The organism is Burkholderia cepacia ATCC 25416, assembly GCF_001411495.1.
GTDB lineage: Bacteria > Pseudomonadota > Gammaproteobacteria > Burkholderiales > Burkholderiaceae > Burkholderia > Burkholderia cepacia.
This window is the reverse complement of the sequence record NZ_CP012981.1, coordinates 786,534-807,880: the sequence shown is the minus strand read 5'-3', so window position 1 is coordinate 807,880 and position 21,347 is coordinate 786,534. Positions and strand designations below refer to the sequence as shown.

16 protein-coding genes and 1 tRNA gene are annotated in these 21,347 nt (G+C 57.4%); 9 read left to right on the top strand and 8 right to left on the bottom strand.

From position 1 onward, the window contains the following. Nucleotides 1–478: 478 nt before the first annotated feature. Both APZ15_RS03675 and APZ15_RS03670 read right to left on the bottom strand, forming a co-directional pair. Nucleotides 479–2,764 carry an AAA family ATPase gene (locus tag APZ15_RS03675; protein WP_201800278.1) on the bottom strand — a complete coding sequence of 762 codons (2,286 nt, stop codon included), beginning with the start codon at nucleotides 2,762–2,764 and terminating at the stop codon, nucleotides 479–481. A 246-nt stretch (nucleotides 2,765–3,010) separates the two neighbouring features. After that, entirely contained in the window at nucleotides 3,011–3,541 is a 531-nt protein-coding gene (locus APZ15_RS03670) for a conjugal transfer protein TraD (protein ID WP_080982166.1), read from the bottom strand. Between the two features lie 347 nt (nucleotides 3,542–3,888). On the opposite strand from APZ15_RS03670, the gene APZ15_RS03665 reads away from it, so the two are divergent. Beyond that, entirely contained in the window at nucleotides 3,889–4,992 is a 1,104-nt protein-coding gene (locus APZ15_RS03665; RefSeq protein WP_201800277.1) for a MobA/MobL family protein, read from the top strand. On the opposite strand, the gene APZ15_RS03660 is transcribed toward APZ15_RS03665, so the two are convergent. From APZ15_RS03660 to APZ15_RS40690, 5 genes are all read right to left on the bottom strand, one after another. Then, complete coding sequence (locus tag APZ15_RS03660) at nucleotides 4,989–6,080, bottom strand: TrbL/VirB6 family protein (protein ID WP_027788831.1); 1,092 nt, start codon at nucleotides 6,078–6,080, stop codon at nucleotides 4,989–4,991. The genes APZ15_RS03665 and APZ15_RS03660 overlap by 4 nt on opposite strands. A 32-nt stretch (nucleotides 6,081–6,112) precedes the next feature. Further along, a complete protein-coding gene (locus APZ15_RS40700) occupies nucleotides 6,113–6,349 on the bottom strand; it encodes a hypothetical protein (protein ID WP_124469212.1) in 237 nt (78 codons plus the stop codon). Between the two features lie 76 nt (nucleotides 6,350–6,425). Then, entirely contained in the window at nucleotides 6,426–6,653 is a 228-nt protein-coding gene (locus APZ15_RS40695; RefSeq protein ID WP_049098122.1) for a hypothetical protein, read from the bottom strand. 74 nt (nucleotides 6,654–6,727) lie between these two features. Next, entirely contained in the window at nucleotides 6,728–7,810 is a 1,083-nt protein-coding gene (locus APZ15_RS03655; protein ID WP_034195841.1) for a tyrosine-type recombinase/integrase, read from the bottom strand. 163 nt (nucleotides 7,811–7,973) lie between these two features. Then, a tRNA-Lys gene (locus APZ15_RS40690) sits at nucleotides 7,974–8,066 on the bottom strand. A 137-nt stretch (nucleotides 8,067–8,203) separates the two neighbouring features. Here APZ15_RS40690 and APZ15_RS03650 point away from each other — a divergent pair. From APZ15_RS03650 to APZ15_RS03640, 4 genes are all read left to right on the top strand, one after another. After that, complete coding sequence (locus APZ15_RS03650) at nucleotides 8,204–9,550, top strand: tyrosine-type recombinase/integrase (RefSeq protein ID WP_027788835.1); 1,347 nt, start codon at nucleotides 8,204–8,206, stop codon at nucleotides 9,548–9,550. Nucleotides 9,551–9,620: 70 nt separating this feature from the next. Beyond that, nucleotides 9,621–10,643, top strand: coding sequence for a hypothetical protein (locus APZ15_RS40685; RefSeq protein WP_138143295.1), 1,023 nt, complete (start codon nucleotides 9,621–9,623; stop codon nucleotides 10,641–10,643). 182 nt (nucleotides 10,644–10,825) lie between these two features. Beyond that, entirely contained in the window at nucleotides 10,826–11,044 is a 219-nt protein-coding gene (locus APZ15_RS38685) for a hypothetical protein (RefSeq protein WP_081040772.1), read from the top strand. Then, on the top strand, nucleotides 11,041–12,129 hold the full coding sequence (locus APZ15_RS03640; RefSeq protein WP_081040771.1) for a helicase RepA family protein: 1,089 nt from the start codon (nucleotides 11,041–11,043) through the stop codon (nucleotides 12,127–12,129). Before APZ15_RS38685 ends, APZ15_RS03640 begins: the two co-directional genes overlap by 4 nt. A 790-nt stretch (nucleotides 12,130–12,919) precedes the next feature. Here the strand turns inward: APZ15_RS03640 and APZ15_RS03635 are convergent. Beyond that, nucleotides 12,920–13,717: a hypothetical protein gene (locus APZ15_RS03635; RefSeq protein ID WP_027788837.1), complete on the bottom strand. Its 798-nt coding sequence runs from the start codon at nucleotides 13,715–13,717 to the stop codon at nucleotides 12,920–12,922. A 913-nt stretch (nucleotides 13,718–14,630) separates the two neighbouring features. Between APZ15_RS03635 and APZ15_RS03630 the strand changes: the two genes are divergently transcribed. From APZ15_RS03630 to APZ15_RS03620, 4 genes are all read left to right on the top strand, one after another. Then, a complete protein-coding gene (locus tag APZ15_RS03630; RefSeq protein ID WP_027788838.1) occupies nucleotides 14,631–15,044 on the top strand; it encodes a DUF6573 family protein in 414 nt (137 codons plus the stop codon). 59 nt (nucleotides 15,045–15,103) lie between these two features. After that, entirely contained in the window at nucleotides 15,104–15,262 is a 159-nt protein-coding gene (locus APZ15_RS41665) for a hypothetical protein (RefSeq protein WP_167562604.1), read from the top strand. A 113-nt stretch (nucleotides 15,263–15,375) separates the two neighbouring features. Beyond that, on the top strand, nucleotides 15,376–18,108 hold the full coding sequence (locus APZ15_RS03625) for a site-specific DNA-methyltransferase (RefSeq protein ID WP_027788839.1): 2,733 nt from the start codon (nucleotides 15,376–15,378) through the stop codon (nucleotides 18,106–18,108). A gap of 11 nt (nucleotides 18,109–18,119) precedes the next feature. Further along, a complete protein-coding gene (locus APZ15_RS03620) occupies nucleotides 18,120–21,269 on the top strand; it encodes a BPTD_3080 family restriction endonuclease (RefSeq protein WP_027788840.1) in 3,150 nt (1,049 codons plus the stop codon). Nucleotides 21,270–21,347: the final 78 nt, after the last annotated feature.

Below are 21,347 nucleotides of genomic sequence, written 5' to 3'. Positions count from 1 at the left end.
TTGCCTCTTGTGCATGCGGCTCAAATAGAGGCCCGCCACAGGGCTGGTGGTGCTCTGGCTAGTCCGGGGGGGTGTTTGTCGGGCGTTCCGACGTCGTAGAAGGGGCGGGCGGCTCGTCCATGGCCATTGCCGTGGAAAACCGGCCGAGTGGTCGCGTCGCCCGCAAGAGACCGGTCGTTCACGGATCGCGGCACGTTGTGGCGCCGCGAGGCCGTGGAAACGCAAACGGGACGCTACGCCAGAAATGGGTGAGGCTCCCGAAGGAGCCTCAGAATGTCGCGGGTACGCTTGCTTGGCGGACCAAGTGAAACCGGCACGGCCGGAACCTGCAAAGCAGGCGGTAGGTAGACGTCCCTTGCGGAACCCCGATAAATCGACCTACCGCAAGTCTAACCGTACGCAACCATTTTATCGATATGCTGGACGAGGAAAGTGCTACCCAGTTTTCGCGTGCGCGAAAATTCAGGCCGCCAATCCTTTAGTCTAGCGAGGCCATTAGCGCATCCATGTGCTTCTTGTCTGTCTCTGAAATGGCTTCAACTAGGTCTCTAATGGCATGCTCGACATCGAATATCAATTCGTTGTTTCCGACGAGTCTGTCAATAGTGTTGGCATGGCTAAAGTAGTGGAAAACTTTGAGGATGCGCTTCGCCTTCTCGGTGCCAAAAAGTGCCTCAGCTCGCTGATCAACTGTCTCATTCATCACGCCAGGTAGCCTTGAGTAGGTGTAAAGCTCGACGAATCGACGTACTGCATTTGGTAGCAGCATAAGCACCTCATGATTGGTTTTGTCCGGTGCTTCATGAAATCGGTAGATTGTTTCAAAAAGGAAATGGTATTCTGATTGGTAGCGAGAAAGCGAAGGTGGCATGTTGCAAAATGTTGATGATTTGTTATCCACTCGTTTGACTAGATAAAGTCGGGCGCCTTGCTTTGCTCCTTCTGGTTTGATCTCTCGAAGCAAGTTAAAAAACTCAAAATTATGAGTCGAGACGAACAATTGCTTGCAAGTAGTCGTCCAAGGAGAATTCTTGTCTTCCTGTTTGAAGAACATAGTGCGAATCGCGGCAGTAACCTGGAAGATATGATTCGCATCCAAGCTCGAGATCGGATCGTCTATATAGACGATAGTTTCTTTGAACTCGTCAGGTTGGAGTTCTTGTAGCTTGGTCAGGAAGTAAGAAAACGCAATGGCGGTGCGTTCGCCGTCGCTGAGATTTCGGGCGACCTTGCCACTTTTCCGAACTAACCGAAATCGCTCTTGCTCCGATGTCGAATCCTTGACGACTTCGATTTGAACGGCTTCACTACCCAGCATCGAGGCGAGGCGCTCATTAATCTTCTCTCGACCGAGCTGAGCTCGACTAATCAGAGCCTGTAGTTTCTCAACCTCAGATTGCAGCCCTTGCGCATATATTTTCAACCGTTCCGCTCGGGTAGTGAGTTTCTTTTTCTTGTCGTCATACCCTGCCTGGATCTGGGAGTCGGCAAACTGCTGGACGAAGTGATTTCTAACGCGTTTGATCGCATCGATTTTGGCTGAATCGAAATTCGTCGCAAGCTTGTTATTGCTGTCGATAACGGCGTTAATTCCGGAGACCGCATCAATGATGGCCTTTGCCAGTCCGGCTGCCAATGGGGCCGGCTCTATTGATTTGCGAGAATCGCCGACTTTACGTTCAACATCCTTCGCTAAGGTATTCACTGCTGCATTGAACGCCTCAATGGCGGCAGGCAAAGCGCTAGCCGTAGCTTTGTAGAGTTCCCGGAATTGCGAGTTGAGCTCGGCTTCCTTTGGCAACGTGAGTTTGATCTCCGCTGCCCGCACACGCCTGAGCAAATCCTCGACTTTCCGTTTGTGTTCGGCGAGGTCTTTTGAGAAGTGAGCGCGAAATGCTTCTAGGCGCTCATCGGTAACGGAGTTTCCACAGAATTCGCAGGTGCCAGCTTCTTGATGGATGTGAAGACCTGTTTCGACCCATCGCTCAATGATTGGATTGTCATCCAAATGCTTGAGCGTATTTGAGAAGCTCGGTGTAGCTGCCAGAACCTTGACCGCTTCGGTCCAAAGGGCATCAATTGAAGGGGTGACTTCGATCCTATCGACCGTAGTGGGTTTGTTGCTGTTCGAGGTTAAGGCAAGACCAAGATAATCAGTAAGTTCATTTTCGGAAAGTAACTTCGAGTCATTTCCAAGATTGAGAACATCACTATTCAGGTGTGTGGCGGTGTAAGGGTCAATCTTAAGCAGTTGCCGAATATTTTTTGCTGCTTCGGTTTTTGCGTTGGAAATGCTATCTTTAATTTCTTCGCTGCGCTCGTTGAGTTTCTTTGTGGTGGTTTCGGATTTTTTTATTCTGATGGAAAGTTTGTCGATCCTCTTTTGCGCATCCTCCGATTCTTCACCCAATAAAAGAATCGGATTGAAGCTGCTTCCTTCGAAATGCAGATTTCCCCGAATAAAATCTGAGTTAAAGACTCGAACAGTTAAATTGCACTGGTCGAAATTATTTTCAGTGATCGGTTGGTCGGTCGTTTCGAGACTGAATTCGCAGCCAGCGAGGTCGGGGTTTGACTTTTTGGATTCGAGTTGAGCAAAGAGTCTTGAGAGAGTGGTTTTTCCTGAATAGTTCCACCCATAAATTAGATTTTTAATCCCAAAATCCTGCGTGCCGGCAGGTTTGGTGTAGTTATGGTAAACGCCAAGCCCCTTGATTTTTGCAATCCCCGTGATCATCGCTTTCCCCAGGTCGTGTTGGACCAAGAATTTTCGACTTCGATTCTTGACTATTGATCGGTATCACCATGTTGGATGATCTCACTCCGTGAGACGAAAGTGAATTCTCATCTCGCAATTGATTGACCAGTTCGAGCGCGACCGGGCGGGCAGTGCGCGAGTTCGATAGGACCGGCAGGCCGTTTCGCGTAATCGGCGTATCGATGTTCAGTGGCAATTCCGTACGAGGGAGTCCCAGCAGTACGCAATCGATGAGATTTGTTTGGTCGTTCTTCACGTTGTCCTGGCTCTAGTCATGTGGTCAGCTTGCTCGACGAGTATGCGCCCGAACTGTTCAAACGCGGCGTCAACATAAAGCATCGTCGCTGCCTTTTCGGTCACGGCACGTTCATCGAGCCGCGCGTCGCCAGCACGCTTCCACTCGCTGACGGTTTTCTCGTCGCGTTTCCTCTCAGCCATGTCGAGTAGTGCCCCCAGAAGTTCGCCACGATCACGTAGCGGCTTACCAGTGGCGCTATCGACCAGCCCTGCGAGTATCAGCAGGCCGGCTGCCTTATACAGTTCGTGATTCCGTGCTTTGCGCTCTGCCTGCTTCACGGCTGTCACAACACGTGCTGCTTCAGCTCGTGCCTTCTGCGCGCGCTCTTCCGCTTTTTCCGCCTTGATCAGCGTCGCCAACTTTCGATTATCGTCTGCAGAGCGAAATCGCTTCTCAGTCAACAGTAACAGCATGCGTTGTCGATCGGTTGGCTTTTTCAAGCCGCGAATGTAGGCGACGCGATTCTCTACCCAATCAGTGATCATGGTCACTCCTCTATATACCGTAATCCTAATTATATGGTGCAACATAGCGCGGAGGCGTATCCTTCTGCAGAGCAGAAGGCGCGCTTAGTTGTTTCTCGGCAAGCCGAGAAACGCGCGGCCCTCCGGGCGGATTTTCGCGTACGCGAAAATGGTAACTGCTATCGAGGTTCTATTAATGTTCCACTGATGTTCCCATCGTGTTCCTCCGGTGTTCCTCCGGTGTTCCTCCGGTGTTCCTCCGGTGTTCCGTTGATGTTCCTGTCTTGTTCCATCGATGTGCCGTTTGGCTTTCTTTTGGGCGCGGTGCTTTCGGAAAAGGTGTCTTCGTGGCAATAGGTCGTCTGAGTGTGAAAGTTGGAAAGGCGGGCAAGGCTGCGCCTCATGCCGCCTATATTTCACGGGTGGGCCGGTATGCGAACCGGCTCGACCGTGGCGAGGTGCTCGAAGCGACCGAGGCAGGCAATATGCCCGCTTGGGCCACGCACGACCCGCAGCAGTTCTGGCTCGCCGCAGACGCAAACGAACGGAGCAACGGCACAACGTACCGCGAAATGGAGATCGCGCTGCCGCGCGAGTTAACACCAGAGCAGCGCGCCGACCTGGTGCGTGAGTTCGTGCGGCAAGAGATTGGCAATCACCACGCATATCAGTGGGCGATTCACTCTCCGACCGCTGCGGATGGCAAAGAGCAGCCTCATGTGCATCTGATGTTCAGTGAGCGCCAGCGTGACGGGATCGAGCGCGATCCGGATCAATACTTCAAACGCTACAACGCCAAGGCCCCGGAGAAGGGTGGGGCGCGCAAAGGCTATGGTCCGCATGCAGGGCAGACTTTGACGCGTGGTGAGCGGGCCGCCGACCTGAAGGCACTACGTGGCCGCTGGCAGGAAACGGCAAATGCTCACCTGCATCGCGCCGGACACGATGCGCGGATCGACATGCGCAGCTATGCCGAGCGCGGGCTAGCGATGGAGCCGGAAGCTAAGCAGCTACCCAGTCAGTGGCGCGGCGACGGTCGTGCGAAGGTTCTTGAGCTACGAGCGGCGCGCGCGGATTTGCGGCAAGCGCGACGAGAGCTGAGTGCACTGGTGCCGAATGTGCGTGCCGAAGTAATCGATCTGGAAACCGAGCGAGCGCAGCGAAGAAGCAAAGCAGCGGCGCCGTCAGCGACGGCGCAAATGCTACGAGAGCAGTTTGAAGAGCATGTCGGTGGGCAATCTGCGGCGGTGCAGGATGCGGCGCGCCAGATATTCGAGCAACGTGTCGCAGCCCTCCAACGAGATGCATTTGAGCGCAGGATAGCGAACAATCCGCCGGCGGATCAGGAAAAGCTGCGTGCGGCCTTTAATGAGCGACTGGCCCGGCAAGTGGGCCAGTCGAAGGGCGACGAGCAGTCCGAGCGAACGACGCAGGGTCCGCGTCGATCCGGTCAAAATGGCAAGGAGCGTTAGGCGTTACTACCGGGTTTGCGACGATACGCCGAGGACTGGCCGCTCCCTGTCGAAGCGGCGCTCGTCGTTCGATCGGTGCTTTGCTGATGTGCCAAAGTGCTCGCGCGCCGGTAGGCCGGCACTCCTCCGGAACTGTCAGACGAAGAATTGCTTCCGACGACTGCACCGCCGCGGCCCCCGCCCGATGACGACTGCTTGCTGGGTTGTACTTGTGGAATGCCAGCGCTCCAGTTTCCCATCGCCTGACGAGCCATGCCGAGGCCGTGATCAAGCGCCATGCCGCCTACCAAGCCCGACGTGATATGTGGCAGTTGCCAGATCACCACTGCGAGTACGGCGCAGACGGCCAGCAGGTCAAAAGCATCACCCAACTGGCTTGTGTTGCCGCTCGTCATGCTGGTCGACATGTGGTCGGTGAAGTACTGAGCGATTTGCATGAACAGGCCACAGGCGCCTACGAGCATGGCTTGTAGGAAGGCATAGTTGAGTACCTTCGAAACCCACTTGTCGAAGTAAGGTGCAACCGTGGGGAACGCCAGGCACGCAATGAACGCCGGTCCGACAGCGAGCAGAAACACCAAAGCCATTTTTGCGACGAGCATAACAACCAGCGTGAACACCGCGACGAGCCCGCCGGAAATCAATACGACGCTTCCGGCGAACACATCGCTCCAGCCACCCCAAGGTAAGGACTGGCTGCCACGATCCCAAAGGGCCATGCCAAGATTCGCTCCCGTCTGGTTAAAGGTGTCCAGGGCGCTATAGAGCGATGTAGAACTGGGCCAGAAAATCTGAGCCATGCCGTTGATGAAGTCTTGGACGCCGCCAACAATCATCGATTGATAGTTGCCGACGCCGAGTGCGATACCGAGTACTAGGCTGATTTTGATGGCCGTCAGTAAAAAGTTCATCACGGGCGATTCGGTGAGTCCGGTCATCACTCGGTAGCCGTACCACATGACCCAAACCGTTAAAACAAGAAGCACAATCGGCGTTATGCCTCCGACCAGGCGCGAAGAAACGCTCGTGACCCATGTGGCTGTAGCGTTGTCTATCGAGGTTCCGACGTAGGTGTAGATATCTGCCATGCTGCATTCCTCAATTCGTTAGTTCGGGTCGGTTAGTCGGCTGAAGGCAGCAGGCGGCGGCCGTCGTCGAGTTTCCGATCGATCGTTGCCGCCAGCAGCTTGACCGTGTTCAGCAGAACGCCGTGCTGGTCCAGGCCGGTCTCGAGACTGAGCAGCATCTTCATGCCGTCGTGCGTCAGCTGCAGGTCGTCAATCCAGTCACGGAGCGCGAGTACGCTGTCCTTTCCTATGGATGCTGGTTCAGCTTCGTTAAAATTGATCTCAGCCATGATTCACCTCTCATATAGGTGGGTTGTGGTCAGGCCTGGCGCGGTGTTGGTAGCACCACGTCGGGCCGCTCTGCTGCTACTTCTGCTCGACGTACTTGCCTGTCTTCGGGTCGTAGACGAGCGGTTTCAGGTGTTCCGCGATGTGCGCACGCCGCGTCGACCGCTCTTTGTCTTTCTGGATCGCATCGGCTTTTGCTGCCATGTCTGCCGCCACTGCATCAGAGAGCCTGCGTTCATCGCTCTTGCCGCAGCCAGTCAAAGCGATCGCGATAAGAAGGGGGCCAAAAGTCAGTAGTCTTTCCATTTCCTAACGCCTATAAATTAGAACTACTTAGAAATGAGAATCGAATGTCGCCGTGGTTCGAGGGCTGCTACAGGTCAGCCGAGTCTTTCGAGGAGGCTTTCCGGCCGCAGATGCGTATAGCGCTTGAGCATCTGCATGCTCTTGTGTCCCGTGATGCTCGCAACTTCCATGGGATGCAGGCCCTTCTCAAACAATCTGGACGCTGCCTCGTGACGTAAGTCATGCCATCGAAGCTCTTTGACGTTGGGAAGGGACTTGCTCACTTTCTGAAGGCTTCGCTTCCAGACGCAGAGCACGGCATTGGCCGTGGTTTGAAAGACCGGCCCTTTGAGCCTGCTCGGATCGACATTCACTGGACCGAAATTGGCGCGAGGATCTTCAAGTCGCATCGGTGCTTCGGCGAGCGCGGCGAGATGGCGCAGTACCGTCACTGCCCGACTTGAAAGGGGCAGAACACTCGGAACGCCCTTGTTGTCGCTTCCGCGAGCCTCTGCAGGGAATGTGATGAGGCGGGATTTGAGGTCGATCCATGGCCACTGAAGGCTGAACAACGTGCCCTGCCTCAAGCTGGTTTCGATTGCCAGCTCGAAGGCCGGGGCGGCCCATACGTTGTTTGATGCGGCAAGTTGCGCGTGTAAGGCTTCGAATTCCCCCGGGTTCAAGCGCCGGTCGCGGGCGCGGCTGCCTGACGGCTTCCGGATGTTCTTGAGCGGATTTGGGAGGCTTTCCAGCCCCCATTCCTTCCGGGCAATCTCAAAGAGGTGGCTGACGAGCTGGAGTTCGAGGCGAATGGTATTTTCTGCGCGCCCGGCTGCCCGGCGTTCGTCTCGGTACTTTGCGAAATCTGCGCCACGCAAGTTGGCGAGAGTTCGATACGACAGAGGGTTGTCGATCCAGCGCTCGATGCGCCGATTTTCCTGATAGGGGTGGCGCTTTTCTGGGACGATCTCGCGACGGTACCGCTCCAGTGCCTCACGGAGCGTAGTGCGCTCGGCTTCGGTGCGATCGACGTAGGCGCCGCTATCCATCTCGGACTCCACGCGTCGAGCCCATTGCTGGGCTTGCTGCTTGGTGTCGAATGATCGATAGACCGGTTTGTATCCGCGCCGACGGACTTCGGCTCGCCAATACTCGCCGCGCTGGCTGATGTATGCCATTCCAGACTCCATGCGAAAGGTTGAGATCGCTTGGTCTGGATTTTTCCGTTCCGGCAGATTTCCGGCAAAGGCCAGTTTTTGACGCCTACCCACGCGGGCTATAGACGAAAAAAAAGCACCGACGCTTTCGCGCAAGTGCTTGATTTTCTACTACAAAATTCGGTGGTGGGGCGTGAGTGACTCGAACACTCGACCTACGGATTAAGAGTCCGTGCAAGTTGGTATTTATCAGTGTTGACCTAAGGGCATGTAACCCGGGAAATGGCGCGCCACTGGGAGGTTTGGCTTAGGTTGCACGGATTATTCTGTTGACCCACGGTGATTGGTTTGCCTAGAATGCGGTTACATAAGGGTTACATGATAGTGTGCAATCCGGTTCTAACAACAGAAAATATGGCAAAGGTCAACTTCACGGCGGGGCGGGTTAATGGGCATAGCTGCCCGGCGGGCAAATCTCAATCGTTCATTTGGGATAGCGGCGCTTCCGGCCTAGGGCTGCGTGCAACGGCGGCAGGTGCACTGTCTTACATTTTCCAAGGCAAGCTGGCGGGCGATACGGTGCGCGTCACAATCGGTGCGCCGAGGGATTGGAAGATTGACGATGCCCGTGACGAAGCGCGCCGCTTGCAACGGCTTATTGATGCTGGCAAAGACCCGCGGGAAGAAGCCGCCGAGCAGCGCGTCGCCCGGGAGTCGAAAAAAGCAGAGGCACGCCGACGAGATGTGACCGTGAGCGAGGCGTGGCACGTTTATTTGCTCGACCGTAAGCCGCACTGGGGCGAGCGCCACTATCTCGACCATGCGAAGCTGTCAGATGCTGGCGGGGCTCCGGTGAAACGCGGAAAGGGCGTGACGATGCCGGGGCCGCTATCGCACCTGATGGAGTTGAAGCTGTCCGAGCTGACGGGAGAGCGCGTCGCCCAGTGGCTGCAATCGCAGACCGCCGAGCGTCCGACGATGGCCGCGCTATCGTATCGCCTACTACGCGCGTTCATCCGGTGGACCGCCGATACAGCGGATTACCGTGGTGTGGTTCACGATGAGGCGTACAAGGCCCGCCGGGTGAGAGATGCCGTACCCAGAGTGGCCGCGAAAGAGGGTGACTGCCTCCAGCGCGAGCAGTTGCCCGCGTGGTTCGCCGCCATTCGCCGGCTTGGCAACCCTATTATCAGCGCATATCTGCAAGCCCTACTGCTGACTGGCGCGCGTCGAGAGGAAATGGCCGCGCTTAAATGGGATGACGTGGATTTTCAATGGCGCAGTCTGTCATTGTCTGACAAGGTGGAAGAATCGGGCCGCGTCATCCCCCTGACACCGTATCTTGCCTCTCTGCTACTTGAACTGAAGCGACTCAACGAGACGCCGCCGAACGTGCGCAAGCTTGACCGCATGAAGTCCAAGGGAAAAGAGTGGAAGCCTTCGGAGTGGGTATTCCCGAGCCCGACCGCCGCCGATGGCAAGCTGGCTGAGCCTTCGAGTGCGCATCAGGACGCAGTGGCTGCGGCCGGATTGCCTCATGTGAGCCTTCACGGCTTGCGCCGTTCGTTCGGCACGTTGTGCGAGTGGGTGGAGGTGCCGAGCGGTATTAGCGCGCAAATCATGGGCCACAAGCCGAGCGCGCTGGTGGAGAAGCATTACCGTCGCCGCCCGATAGACTTGCTACGCGAGTGGCATGACCAGATTGAGGCGTGGATGCTCGAACAAGCGGGTATCGACTTCAAGCTGGAACAATCGCCATAAACCGCGCTCGTCGTGAAGTCGCGCCATTAGAATAGTCGCCGGGATAAATCCAGGCTCAAGCGAGGGTACAGTGATTGTAGAGGTAAGCCGCTCAAGCGATGGCGGTCGATTTGTCAGCTTATGGGAACTATTCCCGCAGATTGGGCGAGCTGAAAAAGAAACCGATAATGAAGCTGCCCGCTACCTAGTGTCGCGCTTGGAAAGCGACCCGGCAGGCATCAATTACATTCGTCGCCGCGACGAATCGGGAATCATTCTTCCGCTGGATATGAGAGCGCGTCTGCATCTATTGCAGCAGCTAAGCAATTTTGCGAACCATGGCACGCTGTTCGATGCCAATGACGCGCCGAATGATGAAGTGCAGCCGACGTTCGAGCACTTCGGTTTCTATGCATCCGACATCTATCCGTTCCTCGCTCGCAATGACGTCGCCGTTTTGCGCCCAGGCGACGATGGTTCCGAGGAGCGCGTCTTTTCCGATGGGCGGCGTATCCCCAACTGGATACTGGCCTATGACCGCCAAGTATGGCTAGCACGTAGCAGAGCCGTAAAAATTCTCATTGCAGGTACCACGGACGCCGACCTTTGGCCCCCGCAATATGATGAAGTGTTCTCTAAGTGGAATGAAGCGCTGGCCGATGCGATTGACCGCGACGAAATTGTGATGAAAAACGTCGCGCGCGAGCAGATGCTCTCGCACGCCGACATCAGAGCTTGGTGCGCGCAACACGGCTACGTCTGGCCGCTGGAAGCAGCAGATGCCCAAGTGGCTGGCAACCCAGTTAATACGGTGTTCTCTGGCAAGCCAACACAGCCAGCAAATTCGGCACAAGGAAACCCGGCCGAGCACGATGGCGGGATAACACGGCGAGAGCGGCAGATTCGAGCCATCGAGGAAATGGCCGACAAGCTGGGCTATCCACGTCAGCAAATCCCGAATAACGGCGGTAAAAAGGCGCTTCTCAGCCAATGCAAGGCTGAACACCCAGACCTGTTCGGTGGCGGAGACTCTCCGTTTAACGATGCCTGGAAGGCAGCCAGCAAAAGTAATCGACTTGTCATCGCGAACCGAAGCAAGTTCACAGGTAGGTAGTGGCGCGCAAATACCCCACCACCCCAGTCTTGCGACCCCAGTACGACCCCACTCGATAGTTCGTCAACGCCGAAGAACACAGCCGCACACAGCGGAATACTCGGATGAACGTTGAAACGAATTCGGCGCGTTATCAACAGGCATTCGAGTCCCGCTGCGCGCGGCAAGATTCCATTGTTGACATGAACACGACCAACCGTATTTCGTTTAGTTTCAACCGTGATGCCATCCAAGCTGTGGTTCCGACTGACATCGCCGCCGCCGCGCTGAACCGCCGCCCGCAAACTTTAAGAAAATGGGCATGTCTCGAAAATGGCCCTATCCGCCCTGTCCGTATCAACGGGCGCCTGGCTTGGCGTGTCGCTGACATTCAGGCTCTCTTGGGCGGGGTGGCAGCATGAGCACGAAAACCAGCGTGAAAGACCAAGCTATTTACGCAGCCAGACCGGCGCTTTCGCCAGTGACGACAACCACAGGGCGCTCACTTAACGTCGTATCTGCGGCTGACTTGCCCACCACTTATGCCGCGCCAGATGAACTGGTGCAGGGCTTACTCACGACCGGCGGAAGCAGCATGCTGTATGGCGACTCACACAGCGGCAAGACGTTCTTTACCATTGACCTTGCTGCCGCCATCGCAAGGGGGTGCGACTGGATGGGGCGACGGGTCGAACAGGGACTGGTGCTTTATCTGGCTGCCGAGTCTCCGGAATCGGTGCGCTGTCGTCTTCAGGCATATCAGAAGCATCACGGCGTTCGCGTGCCTAACTTCTTCATCGCACAGAAAGCGATAAACCTGTTTGCAGACAATGTGGACATGGAGACCATTATCGAAGAAGTCCGTGCGCAGGAGGCTGAGCACGGACAGCCGGTACGCCTGATTGTTGGTGATACGCTCGCACGCCTGAGCGCAGGCGCAAACGAGAATATGGGCCAAGATATGGGGCGAGTCATCGCACGCATCGACCGAATCCGCAGCGCGTGCAGTAAAGCGCATTTCATGCTCATTCACCACGTCGGCAGAAATGCTGCTGCTGGTGCGCGCGGATGGACTGGCATGCGTGCGGCTGTCGATACAGAAATCGAGGTGACTGAGCAGGCTGCGGGGCGATGCGCCAAAGTGACGAAGAATCGCGACCTCGGCTCAAAAGGGGAGCTTATCGGCTTCACGCTGGAGGTGGTCGAGGCCGGGACGACGAAGTGGGGAGCAGTAGCGACAAGCTGCGTTGTTGTTCCTGGTGAGGCACATGAGCGCCACAGTGGCTCGAAACGCGGCAGCAGCTTCAAACCCGGCACAATCAAGAGCAGGGCCATGGCGTTCCTGCGTGAGAAGAAGGTCGGGGTGCAGAAAGCCGATGTCGTTGCGCATGTCGTCATGGGTGGCGGCGTAGAATCATCCGTATATCGAGACATTAAGGACCTGGTGGCAGCGGGGTACCTTCGAGACGTTGATGATGTCCTTTCAGTCACCGAGACTACGACGTAAGCCAGGTACACGAAGGTACGTGCAGGCAGCAAAGCCGAGCACGTACCCGGCGTACATCGAGGTACGTACATACACATCTATATATAGATGTGTATGTACGTACCTAAACGTGGTGTGCGCAACGAGAGACACGTGAACCGTTGAAAAACCTGGCTGACCAGGAAACGATGGACGGTATCACGCCGTCAGCATCGCCTCCTGGCTGCCCGCCTTTTCATCTAGGTGTAACGCATAAGCCATCGTTTACGACAGCGATTTCATTCGCCCGCTTCGCGCGGGCGGTGGCAGCCAGGGAGAGCGGTGAGCGACGGCAAGCTATCGCGTTCCGGCATCCTGCGAATCGCAATCACGGGCGCAGCTCGTGGAGGCTTACCCATTTCTCTTACCGCGCCAGCAAATCGGCAGGCAGGTCACGCGCCCCATCGCGGGCGGGTGGCCTGCACGCGGATTGCGGACGCGCGATAACAGCACAAACAAGAAGCCGGGTAAGCCTATGCTCACATCGAGCGACGACGCGCTCATGAACGCGCCGACCAGAGTGACCGGTTCTGCGCAGCAACCGTGCGCGCAAAAACAACGCCCCCACCAGATGCCTCCGGCGGGGACGCTGCCCAATCCAGTTTTTCCATGCAGAGACCGGGATGCATTCTGCACGGCGGATTCCTTCGAATTAGATGGTTTCCGCGATGGAGTTCACGAGTACAAGCGGTGGGTCAATACCGCAGGCCGGGGACGAGTCTCCCCTCGTCGATTGCCTGGTCTGATGGCCGGGACATGAACGCCCAGGCCATCAGGCAAAAACGATGTCCTCGAATTTGTATAGCTCCGTGGAGAACGCGACGAGCGCATCGAGCGCACTCTTTTTCCAGCCCTTCGCAATCAGGTCGCGCGTGAGCTTCGCACGGAACGCACGCGTGCAGATGAAGATGACTTTTCCCCATTTCAGACCCTTGCCCAGCAGCTTCGAGCCCGAGGTATCCGCCGCGTCGGCGGCTACAGCATCGAGCCATTTCAGCAACTTGGCATATTCCTTCGCGTTCTTCCGGCTTCTCTCGACTTCCACGAGCCATACCTTGCCATCATCGCCGCGCAGCAGAACGTCAGGTTTCTTGCCAGCGATGCCCTCGACGCCGCCAAGCCACTTATCCTGCGCAATCTCACGCTCGGTCGAGACGCGATAGCCGTCGAGGAGGCCGCGAATGGCAATCTCGTTGGCAATCGTGCGGTGCCGGAAATGTGCCGAGCTAAACGCCCGCACCAAATCCTTTCCCGTCGTTGCCGCAATCCCTGCGTGTTGCAATCGGCGCGCGCCTGCTTCTGACAGCGCGTAAATCACGCTGCCGTCCGGTCCCTGCCCGCGCAGTACCTGGCGGGCATCGGACAGCCGCCGCACCGTGCGTTGCGCCATCCGCACATCAGACGCGGTGGCGACGGGCCCTTCTAGCCTAGGCTCGCCGGTCGCGCCGCTGGACCAGGCCGCGCGCAAAGCGGCGCAATCTCTGGTCCTCAGGAAACCAAAGCGAGATAGTGAGTGCAAAAGTCGTTGCTCCTGCTCTCTGGCGATGATGCGTCCGTCGCGCGATTTCACGAAGTATCTCCAAAAAACGTGTCGATATTTCGTATAGCGCGAAAGTCGCAGCATCCCGTGTTCGCCCTCCCGGACGGCGGAGGACGAACACGGAAGGCGTAGCCGCTTACGCGGCGAGCCACCATGCCCTCTGCGCAAAACTGGACGTTTTGCCGGGCATTTTCGCTACTGGACGTAGCTCATGTCTCCAAAAGCGGCGCCCCACGCTTCGCGCGGGTAAGGTACTCAACCCGCATCGCTGAACGCGCCGCTGGCTCCCGGCCTGGGGCCTGCGGTCTTTGCTTCGCGCCGACTTGACTACCTTACCCGCGCGTAGCTCGGGGCGCGGGACGTTTGCCGTCCCCCGGTTCTTCCGCCGGGTGCTGGGGCACCCTCTGGAGGCTAGGGCCTCCAGCGATGACCGGCTCCCCCCGCAGTCCGCCGACCAGCCTGGGGGCTGGTGCAGCGACCTGGGCAGCGGGCTGGACGCCCTTGCCCCACGCCGTTCCCTTCGGGCCGTCGCGGCTCCCCTACGCCAGCGCGCTCTCGCGCTCCGACTGCGCGCCGCTGGCTTGCGAGTCACGCACGACATGCGTCGTGCATAGGTCGCGGCCCATGTCCGCGACATCGGCTTCGTCGTGATGGTGGCGCTGCCGCCGTAATTCCCAAACGTTCCGCCCATAAACGGTGACCTTACGCGAGCCAACCAGATGGGCAAGGCCAGGCGCTTAGCGCGCGTACTCACCCGGTCCCTGGTGGGCTGCGGCTTGCGTGCGCGACCTTGCCCATCTGGCCGCCCCGCGTTCTCGTTCACCAGGGCGAAACACTCAGGAAAAACGGCGGCACAAGCAATACGCCACCCCGCACGCCGAAGACCGGGAATCGGTAAAGCGGGCTCACATCTTGGAATCCGGTCAGCTTTGGAGAAAGCACTATGGAAAAACGAGACGGTCTGCAAGACCTCTTCGGTGAAGTCATTTCGGTGTACACGCGCGAACAGGCAATCGCGGACGGCGTGCTGATTGATGTCACGGCAGAGGCAAACGACGCGGGCTTCAAGGTTCCCGTGGCACTCACAGCGGCGGTTTGGGCGGACGTGGTGGCGTGGTCAGCCGAGGACAGCGCCCGACAAATCCAACAGGACGAACGCGGGCGCTTGAACGACCTGCTCTGGGCCGCCGCCACCTTGGCACGTCATCACACGGGCAACCGTATGCCTTTCCAGCATCATCGCGTGCCGCGCGGTGGGAATGGTGTGCGTCGCACACCGATAGCCCTCGTGATGACCATTGGACCGGGAGATAACGCCGAGCCGGTCGTGACTGTCATGTTCCCAAGCGACGACTGATTTTTCCGCCCCGTTGATTTCGGCGGGGCATTTAACCACTGCTCAATAGGAGAGCGACCATGTCACATACCCCGATTAACCCCGCGACCGGCCTGCCGATGACCGGTGACTGTTACGGCGGCGTCGATGTCGGCGGCAGCCCCTACGGCACCGACATCTATACGCATCACAATCCGTGGATTTCCACCGATTTTGGCTGCATGGGAAACAGCTTTTAACCGTTCTTAGCGCTCACCGCTGCGCAGTGCCTCGGCGAATGAATGACCGCGTCAAGCCGAGGCGCTATTATCCCGAACTAGTCAGACGACCAGCGATAGGATAAGGAGCCCCGGTGAGCGACACGTCAGCCCAATACGAGCATAAACAAGAAGCAGTGCAACGCCCTGACGTAGGTGTTCAGGACCAGTTCAGCATAAAAAAGCCAAACCGCGTCTACCGCTACGATTCAAGCCTTGACCCGGCCCTGTCGTGGGACGAGAACCGCGAGCGTGAACTAGGCGAATGGCTGATTGGTCTGGTTGCCCGGTGCGCGGACGAAGGCGAAGATGCGGTCTTCCAATCTCCGCAAGTCTGGAAAGGGGGTGGCATCCGAGTGCAGTCCCTCAAGGCGGCGGCAGGCCTGCTACAGACCATCTCGCAACCTTTCCTGAACTGGTCCGGCAAAGCGGAACGGCATCAACTCAGCGTACCGACGACCCCGCTGTTCGTGCATGAGCGGCATTCGACTAAAGCTATCCTAGACGGCATCAAGAGCCGTAAAGCCAAAGGCACCAACCTTGACCTGTTTGGCGACGCGCAACTCGATGTGACCGACCGGCTGGATGCATACGAGCACAAGGGGCCATGGCAGAATCGCATGATTCTGGGCGATAGCCTTCAGGTCATGAACTCCATGCTGGAGTTTGAGGGCCTTGGGGGACAGGTGCAAATGGTCTTCATCGACCCGCCTTATGGCGTGAAATTCGGCTCTAACTTCCAGCCATTTGTTCGAAAGCGGGATGTGAAACACGGCCCTGACAGCGAGATGACTCGCGAGCCGGAGATGGTCAAGGCCTATCGAGACACCTGGGAGCTCGGCCTACATTCGTATTTGACCTATCTCCGCGACCGACTGCTGATGACTCGGGAACTTCTGCATGAAAGCGGGAGTGTATTCGTGCAGATTTCCGAAGAGAACGTTCATCACGTCCGCTCGATTATGGATGAGGTTTTTGGTGCTCAAAACTTCATCAGTTTGATTACCTTCAGAAAGAAGCTGATGCCGTTGGGCGCGAAGACCCTTGAGTCTATGGCCGACTTTCTGGTCTGGTATGCAAAAGATGCGACCCGGGTTAAGTACCGTCAGCTATTCAGAAAGACAACGCCAGACCCGAAGGGACGATGGACAGGCGTCTGTACACCTGACGGCACACTGCGACGCCTCAACTCCGAGGAGCGCGCGGATTTTGCAAACATCCCGAACGACTGCCGAATCTTCGGAACGGTATCGCAGTGGGCACCATCATTCTCTGCCGCAAACGTCTATCCACTGGAATTCGAAGGGAAGACGTATGAGCCCACGCGAGGGCAGTGTTGGGTCACCTCCAAGGAAAAGATGGAAAAACTCGGCCAAGCAGGACGACTTTTCGTCGAAGGTGACTATCCGAGGTACGTTGTATTTCATGACGATTTTCCATTCGCGAAAGTCACCAGCCCATGGGACGACACAGCGCCTGCACAAAGCAAGACGTACGTCGTTCAAACGAATCAAGATGTCATTGCTCGTTGCATGCATATGACCACTGACCCGGGCGACCTCGTGCTCGACCCGACATGCGGCTCTGGTACGACCGCGTATGTCGCTGAGCAGTGGGGACGCCGCTGGATTACCTGCGATACCTCGCGGGTGCCGTTGGCCTTGGCCCGGCAACGCCTGCTGACCGCCACTTTCCCGTATTACGACCTGAAGGAACCAAAACTTGGCCCTGCTGGTGGGTTCGTCTACGCTCGTAAGAAGAACCGCAAAGGCGAGGAAGTCGGTGGTCTGGTGCCGCGTATTTCGCTGAAGTCCATCGCGAACGACGAGCCACCCACCACCGAAGTGATGGTCGACCGCCCCGAAAAACTGGAAGGCGTCACGCGAGTGTCCGGCCCGTTCGTGGTCGAGGCAACGATTGCCCCTGCACAGACAGTGACTGCTCTCGGCAATACGCCCGCCGGCTTCGGCGATGACTCGGAATCCACTGCTATTGAATCGTCTGCAGCGCAAAGCGACGTAGCCACCCATATCGAGCGTATGACCCAAGTGCTGCGGCAATCCAAGACCCTGCGCTTGCCGGGTAACAGGGAACTGGTACTGGAGCAGATTCGTCGCGCTAGTGATGGTGACATCCTCCACGCTGAAGCATCCGATGCCGAAGGCAAACGCATCGCTATTGTCTTCGGCCCAGAGTCCGGCGCTATCTCGGCCGACATGGTATTTGAGGCTGCACGCGAAGCCCACTTTCTCCGTTTTGACCAGTTGTACTTCTTCGCCTTCGCCATTCAGGCCAAGGCGCGCGAACTCATCGAGGAGCGCAATAAGGATGGAAGTCCGAAGTTGCGTATCCACTGCACCTATGTGTCAGTGACGCCGGACGTGGCGATGAGCGACTTGCTCAAGACCACGCGCGCCTCGGAAATTTTCTCGGTAACCGGCCTGCCAGACGTAAAGCTAACCAAACTTTCGCAGGTGAACAGCGCAGGCGATGCGCTGTATCAGGTGGACGTGAAGGGTTTAGACATCTTCAACCCAGCAAGCATGGACCAGGAGTCGGTCGAAGGCGAAAACCTGCCCTGCTGGATGCTCGACACCGACTACGACCCATCGGGTTCTTTCTATGCGACCCAGGTGTTCTTTCCCAAAACCAGCGCTTGGGACAATCTGCAAAAATCGCTGAAAACGACTTTTGACGCCTCAGTGTGGTCGCACTTGTCAGGAACGACGAGTGAGCCCTTTGTCCTTGGTCAGCGTCGCCGCATCGCGGTGAAGGTGATTGACGAGCGCGGCAACGAGCTGATGCGCGTTGTTGAGAACATTGCGTGAGGGAGCAGGCGATGTCGCAAATCAATGCCGTCGAAGCGCCCATCATCAACTCGCCCTTCGAAGAGCCGAAGTTTCATTGGCACATCGAGGAAGGCAAGCAACCACAAAAGCGTGAGGGACGACGCCCAGCCAGCTACTTCTTCCGCGTCCCAGAACATGCCGGTCGGGGAAAGAAAACCAAGAAACAAACTGTGCTATTCGAGCAAGACGCGAAGGGCAACGAGTATTTGCTCGACACGGCTAACCTCATCCGTCAGCGACTGAAGGAGTGGCGCGCTCGCGAGTACAGCGGAGCAACGAAAGTCACCAAAGAGTTGATAGGCTTGTGGCGCTCGACCGACCGTAAGCAACGGCTTTTCTTCGCCCAGCTTGAGGCGGTCGAAACGGTACTCCTTCTTATAGAAGGGCCCGAAGACCTCAAGCAGGGCATCCGCGTTCCTACCGACGAGCCTGGCGATGACGCCAAAGCCGCCGGATACAAAGCCTTCATCCGCTATGCAGTGAAAATGTGCACGGGGTCGGGTAAGAGCACGGTCATGGGTATGCTGGCCGCGTGGTCGATTCTGAACAAGGTGGCGGACTCAGCCAATCCGAACTACTCGGACACCGTGCTCATCGTCTGCCCTAACGTCACGGTCCGCGACCGGTTACACGAGCTTGACCCCAATCTGGACCAAATCAGCCTCTATCGCACTCGTGAGCTGGTGCCTTTGCATCGCATGCCCGACCTGCGTCGCGGCGAGGTGTTCGTCACCAACTGGCACAACCTTGAGCGCCGCGAGCTTTCCGACGTGAACGGCACATCGGCCAAGGTAGTGAAGCGCGGCACGCCTATCGAGAAGCGTCGCACGGTCAAGCTGGGTGGCAAAGAGCAACTGACTGAGGCCGACATTCGTCAGCAGGCATTGACGGGTGCTTTTGAAATCGTCGGCGAGGTCAAAGACCGTCACGGTGTTCTGACGGCATTCGAGGTCAAGGAAACCAGATACTACGAGAGCGATACGGCATTCCTGCGCCGGGTGCTGGGCAATCGCAAGGGGCGCAGCTCCGCCATCATGGTGATGAATGACGAGGCCCACCACGCTTACCGGCGCGGCAAGGCGGAGCCCGATGACGAATACGCACTCGACGAGGAAACCGCTGACGCCGATGCGCGCGAGGCCACCGTCTGGATTGAAGGCCTGGACCGCATCAACAAGGCATTGAATGGGTCGAAGAACGGCGTGCGCCTGTGCGTTGACCTGTCTGCCACCCCATTCTTCATCCAGGGGTCCGGCAATGAAGTGGGCAAGCCCTTCCCTTGGGTGGTGTCCGATTTCAGTTTGCTGGAAGGTATTGAAGCTGGGCTTGTGAAAATCCCGCAGTTGCCGACTCAAGACATCACCGGTGGTGAAACTCCAGCCTACTTCAATGTGTGGCGCTGGGTTCAAGAGCGTATCGAGCAGGATGGCGGCGGCAAGGCGAAGCTCAGCCCGGATATGGTGATGCGCTATGCAACGACCCCTATCACCCAGCTTGCCGATGAGTGGCGCAAGACACTGGATACGTGGAAAGCCCAATTCAAAGACGGTTTCCGCAAGACAGACGTCCCACCCGTCTTTATTGTCGTGTGTCGCGATACCGCGCTTGCCAAGGAGTTGTATGAATGGCTGTCCAATGGCAAGCCGGACTACGGTCAGTCGCCGATGGAGTTCCGCAACAAGCCCGGCCAGGAAAACACCATCCGCGTAGATAGCAAGATTGCGGAGGACATCGCTTCTGGCGCGAGCGGCAGCGATGAAGCTCGGCGCTTGCGTTTTGTGCTGGATACCATCGGCAAGACTGCTTGGCCTGGTGGCCATATCCCTGAAGAATACGAGGCACTGGTCGAGAAACACAACCGTAAGGCACTGGACGACGAAGACAGCGGCCTGGTGACCATCGACGCCAGCATTCCCCCTGGGCGCGACGTGCGCTGCATCATCAGTGTGGCGATGCTGTCGGAGGGCTGGGACTGCAACACCGTAACCCACGTCGTTGGCCTGCGACCATTTGGCTCGCAGTTGCTATGCGAGCAGGTGGTTGGCCGCGCGCTGCGCCGCACGTCCTACGCCATCGATAAGAACGGCTTTTTCCAGGAGGAGACTGCCAAGGTATTCGGAGTCCCGTTCGAACTGATTCCGTTTAAGGTGGAGGGTGGTGGAGCTCCTCCCCCGACGCCACCTTCTAACCAGATATACGCCGACCCAGCCAAAGCTGATTTTGAAATCACGTTCCCCGTGGTCGAAGGCTACACGGACCCCGGCATCACTCGCATTTCGCTCGATTGGGGTAAGGTTCCCACGCTCACACTCGACCCGCTTGAGGTGCCGGACACAACGCTCATGATGGGGCTGGCAGGGGCTGATGGTCGCCTTGCTGCGTATGGTCCAGGTGCCGCGGAACTGGTGACGTTGGAAGCGTGGCGCGCACGCATTCGCGTGCAGCAAGTCGCCTTTACCCTTGCAAGCACACTTGTCCAACAGTGGCAGAAAGAAAAAGGCGACAGTATTCCGACGCATCGTCTATTTCCGCAGCTTCTGGCTTACGCGCAGCAGTTTCTAGCCACCAAACTCGTTTGCAAGGGAAACCGCGCTCCGCAGGACGTGGCGCTGAATCCGTATTTCGGCAAGGCAGTCAGCTACATCATCGACAACTTACAGGCCGTCGATGAGAGCGGCCAGGCTCAGGAGCGGCCCATCATTGCGGCAGGCGCAGCAGGCATGCGTTCGACGCGCTTCGTCGATTTTGCCACGGGCCGCGACCTCTGGCCGGTTACCCGTAGCCACCTGAACGCGATGGTGGCGGATACCAAGAAATGGGAGCAGAGCGCGGCCTATTGCCTCGATACGCACCAGAAGGTTCGAGCTTGGGTCAAGAATGACCATCTCGGCTTCGTCGTGCTGTATCGGAAAGACGGCAACAAGCGGAGCTACTTGCCCGATTTCATCGTCGAGCTAGTGTCCGGTGAAAAGCTGGTGGTCGAAATCAAGGGGCAGGTGATTGACGACGCTCTCGTAAAAGAAGCGGCAGCCAAGCGGTGGTGCGAGGCTGTCAACCGCGACAGCCGATATGGTCGCTGGAACTATCACCTGATGAAGCATCCGGCCGACCTAATGCAGCTGCTCGACAACTTGGACTAAGCAATCACGTGGTCAGTCGGGTCAAAAGGCCACGGAAACTTGCGTTCTGTGGCCTTTTGATTTTGCTCGACTATGCGG

Bases quoted from the DNA above. Each gene is read 5' to 3' on its own strand.
- APZ15_RS38685 (WP_081040772.1), top strand. From the start codon at position 10,826: ATGAACACGACCAACCGTATTTCGTTTAGTTTCAACCGTGATGCCATC.
- APZ15_RS03655 (WP_034195841.1), bottom strand. From the start codon at position 7,810: ATGGCATACATCAGCCAGCGCGGCGAGTATTGGCGAGCCGAAGTCCGT.
- APZ15_RS40695 (WP_049098122.1), bottom strand. From the start codon at position 6,653: ATGGAAAGACTACTGACTTTTGGCCCCCTTCTTATCGCGATCGCTTTG.
- APZ15_RS03630 (WP_027788838.1), top strand. From the start codon at position 14,631: ATGGAAAAACGAGACGGTCTGCAAGACCTCTTCGGTGAAGTCATTTCG.
- APZ15_RS03670 (WP_080982166.1), bottom strand. From the start codon at position 3,541: ATGATCACTGATTGGGTAGAGAATCGCGTCGCCTACATTCGCGGCTTG.
- APZ15_RS03640 (WP_081040771.1), top strand. From the start codon at position 11,041: ATGAGCACGAAAACCAGCGTGAAAGACCAAGCTATTTACGCAGCCAGA.
- APZ15_RS40700 (WP_124469212.1), bottom strand. From the start codon at position 6,349: ATGGCTGAGATCAATTTTAACGAAGCTGAACCAGCATCCATAGGAAAG.
- APZ15_RS03660 (WP_027788831.1), bottom strand. From the start codon at position 6,080: ATGGCAGATATCTACACCTACGTCGGAACCTCGATAGACAACGCTACA.
- APZ15_RS03650 (WP_027788835.1), top strand. From the start codon at position 8,204: ATGGCAAAGGTCAACTTCACGGCGGGGCGGGTTAATGGGCATAGCTGC.
- APZ15_RS03620 (WP_027788840.1), top strand. From the start codon at position 18,120: ATGTCGCAAATCAATGCCGTCGAAGCGCCCATCATCAACTCGCCCTTC.
- APZ15_RS41665 (WP_167562604.1), top strand. From the start codon at position 15,104: ATGTCACATACCCCGATTAACCCCGCGACCGGCCTGCCGATGACCGGT.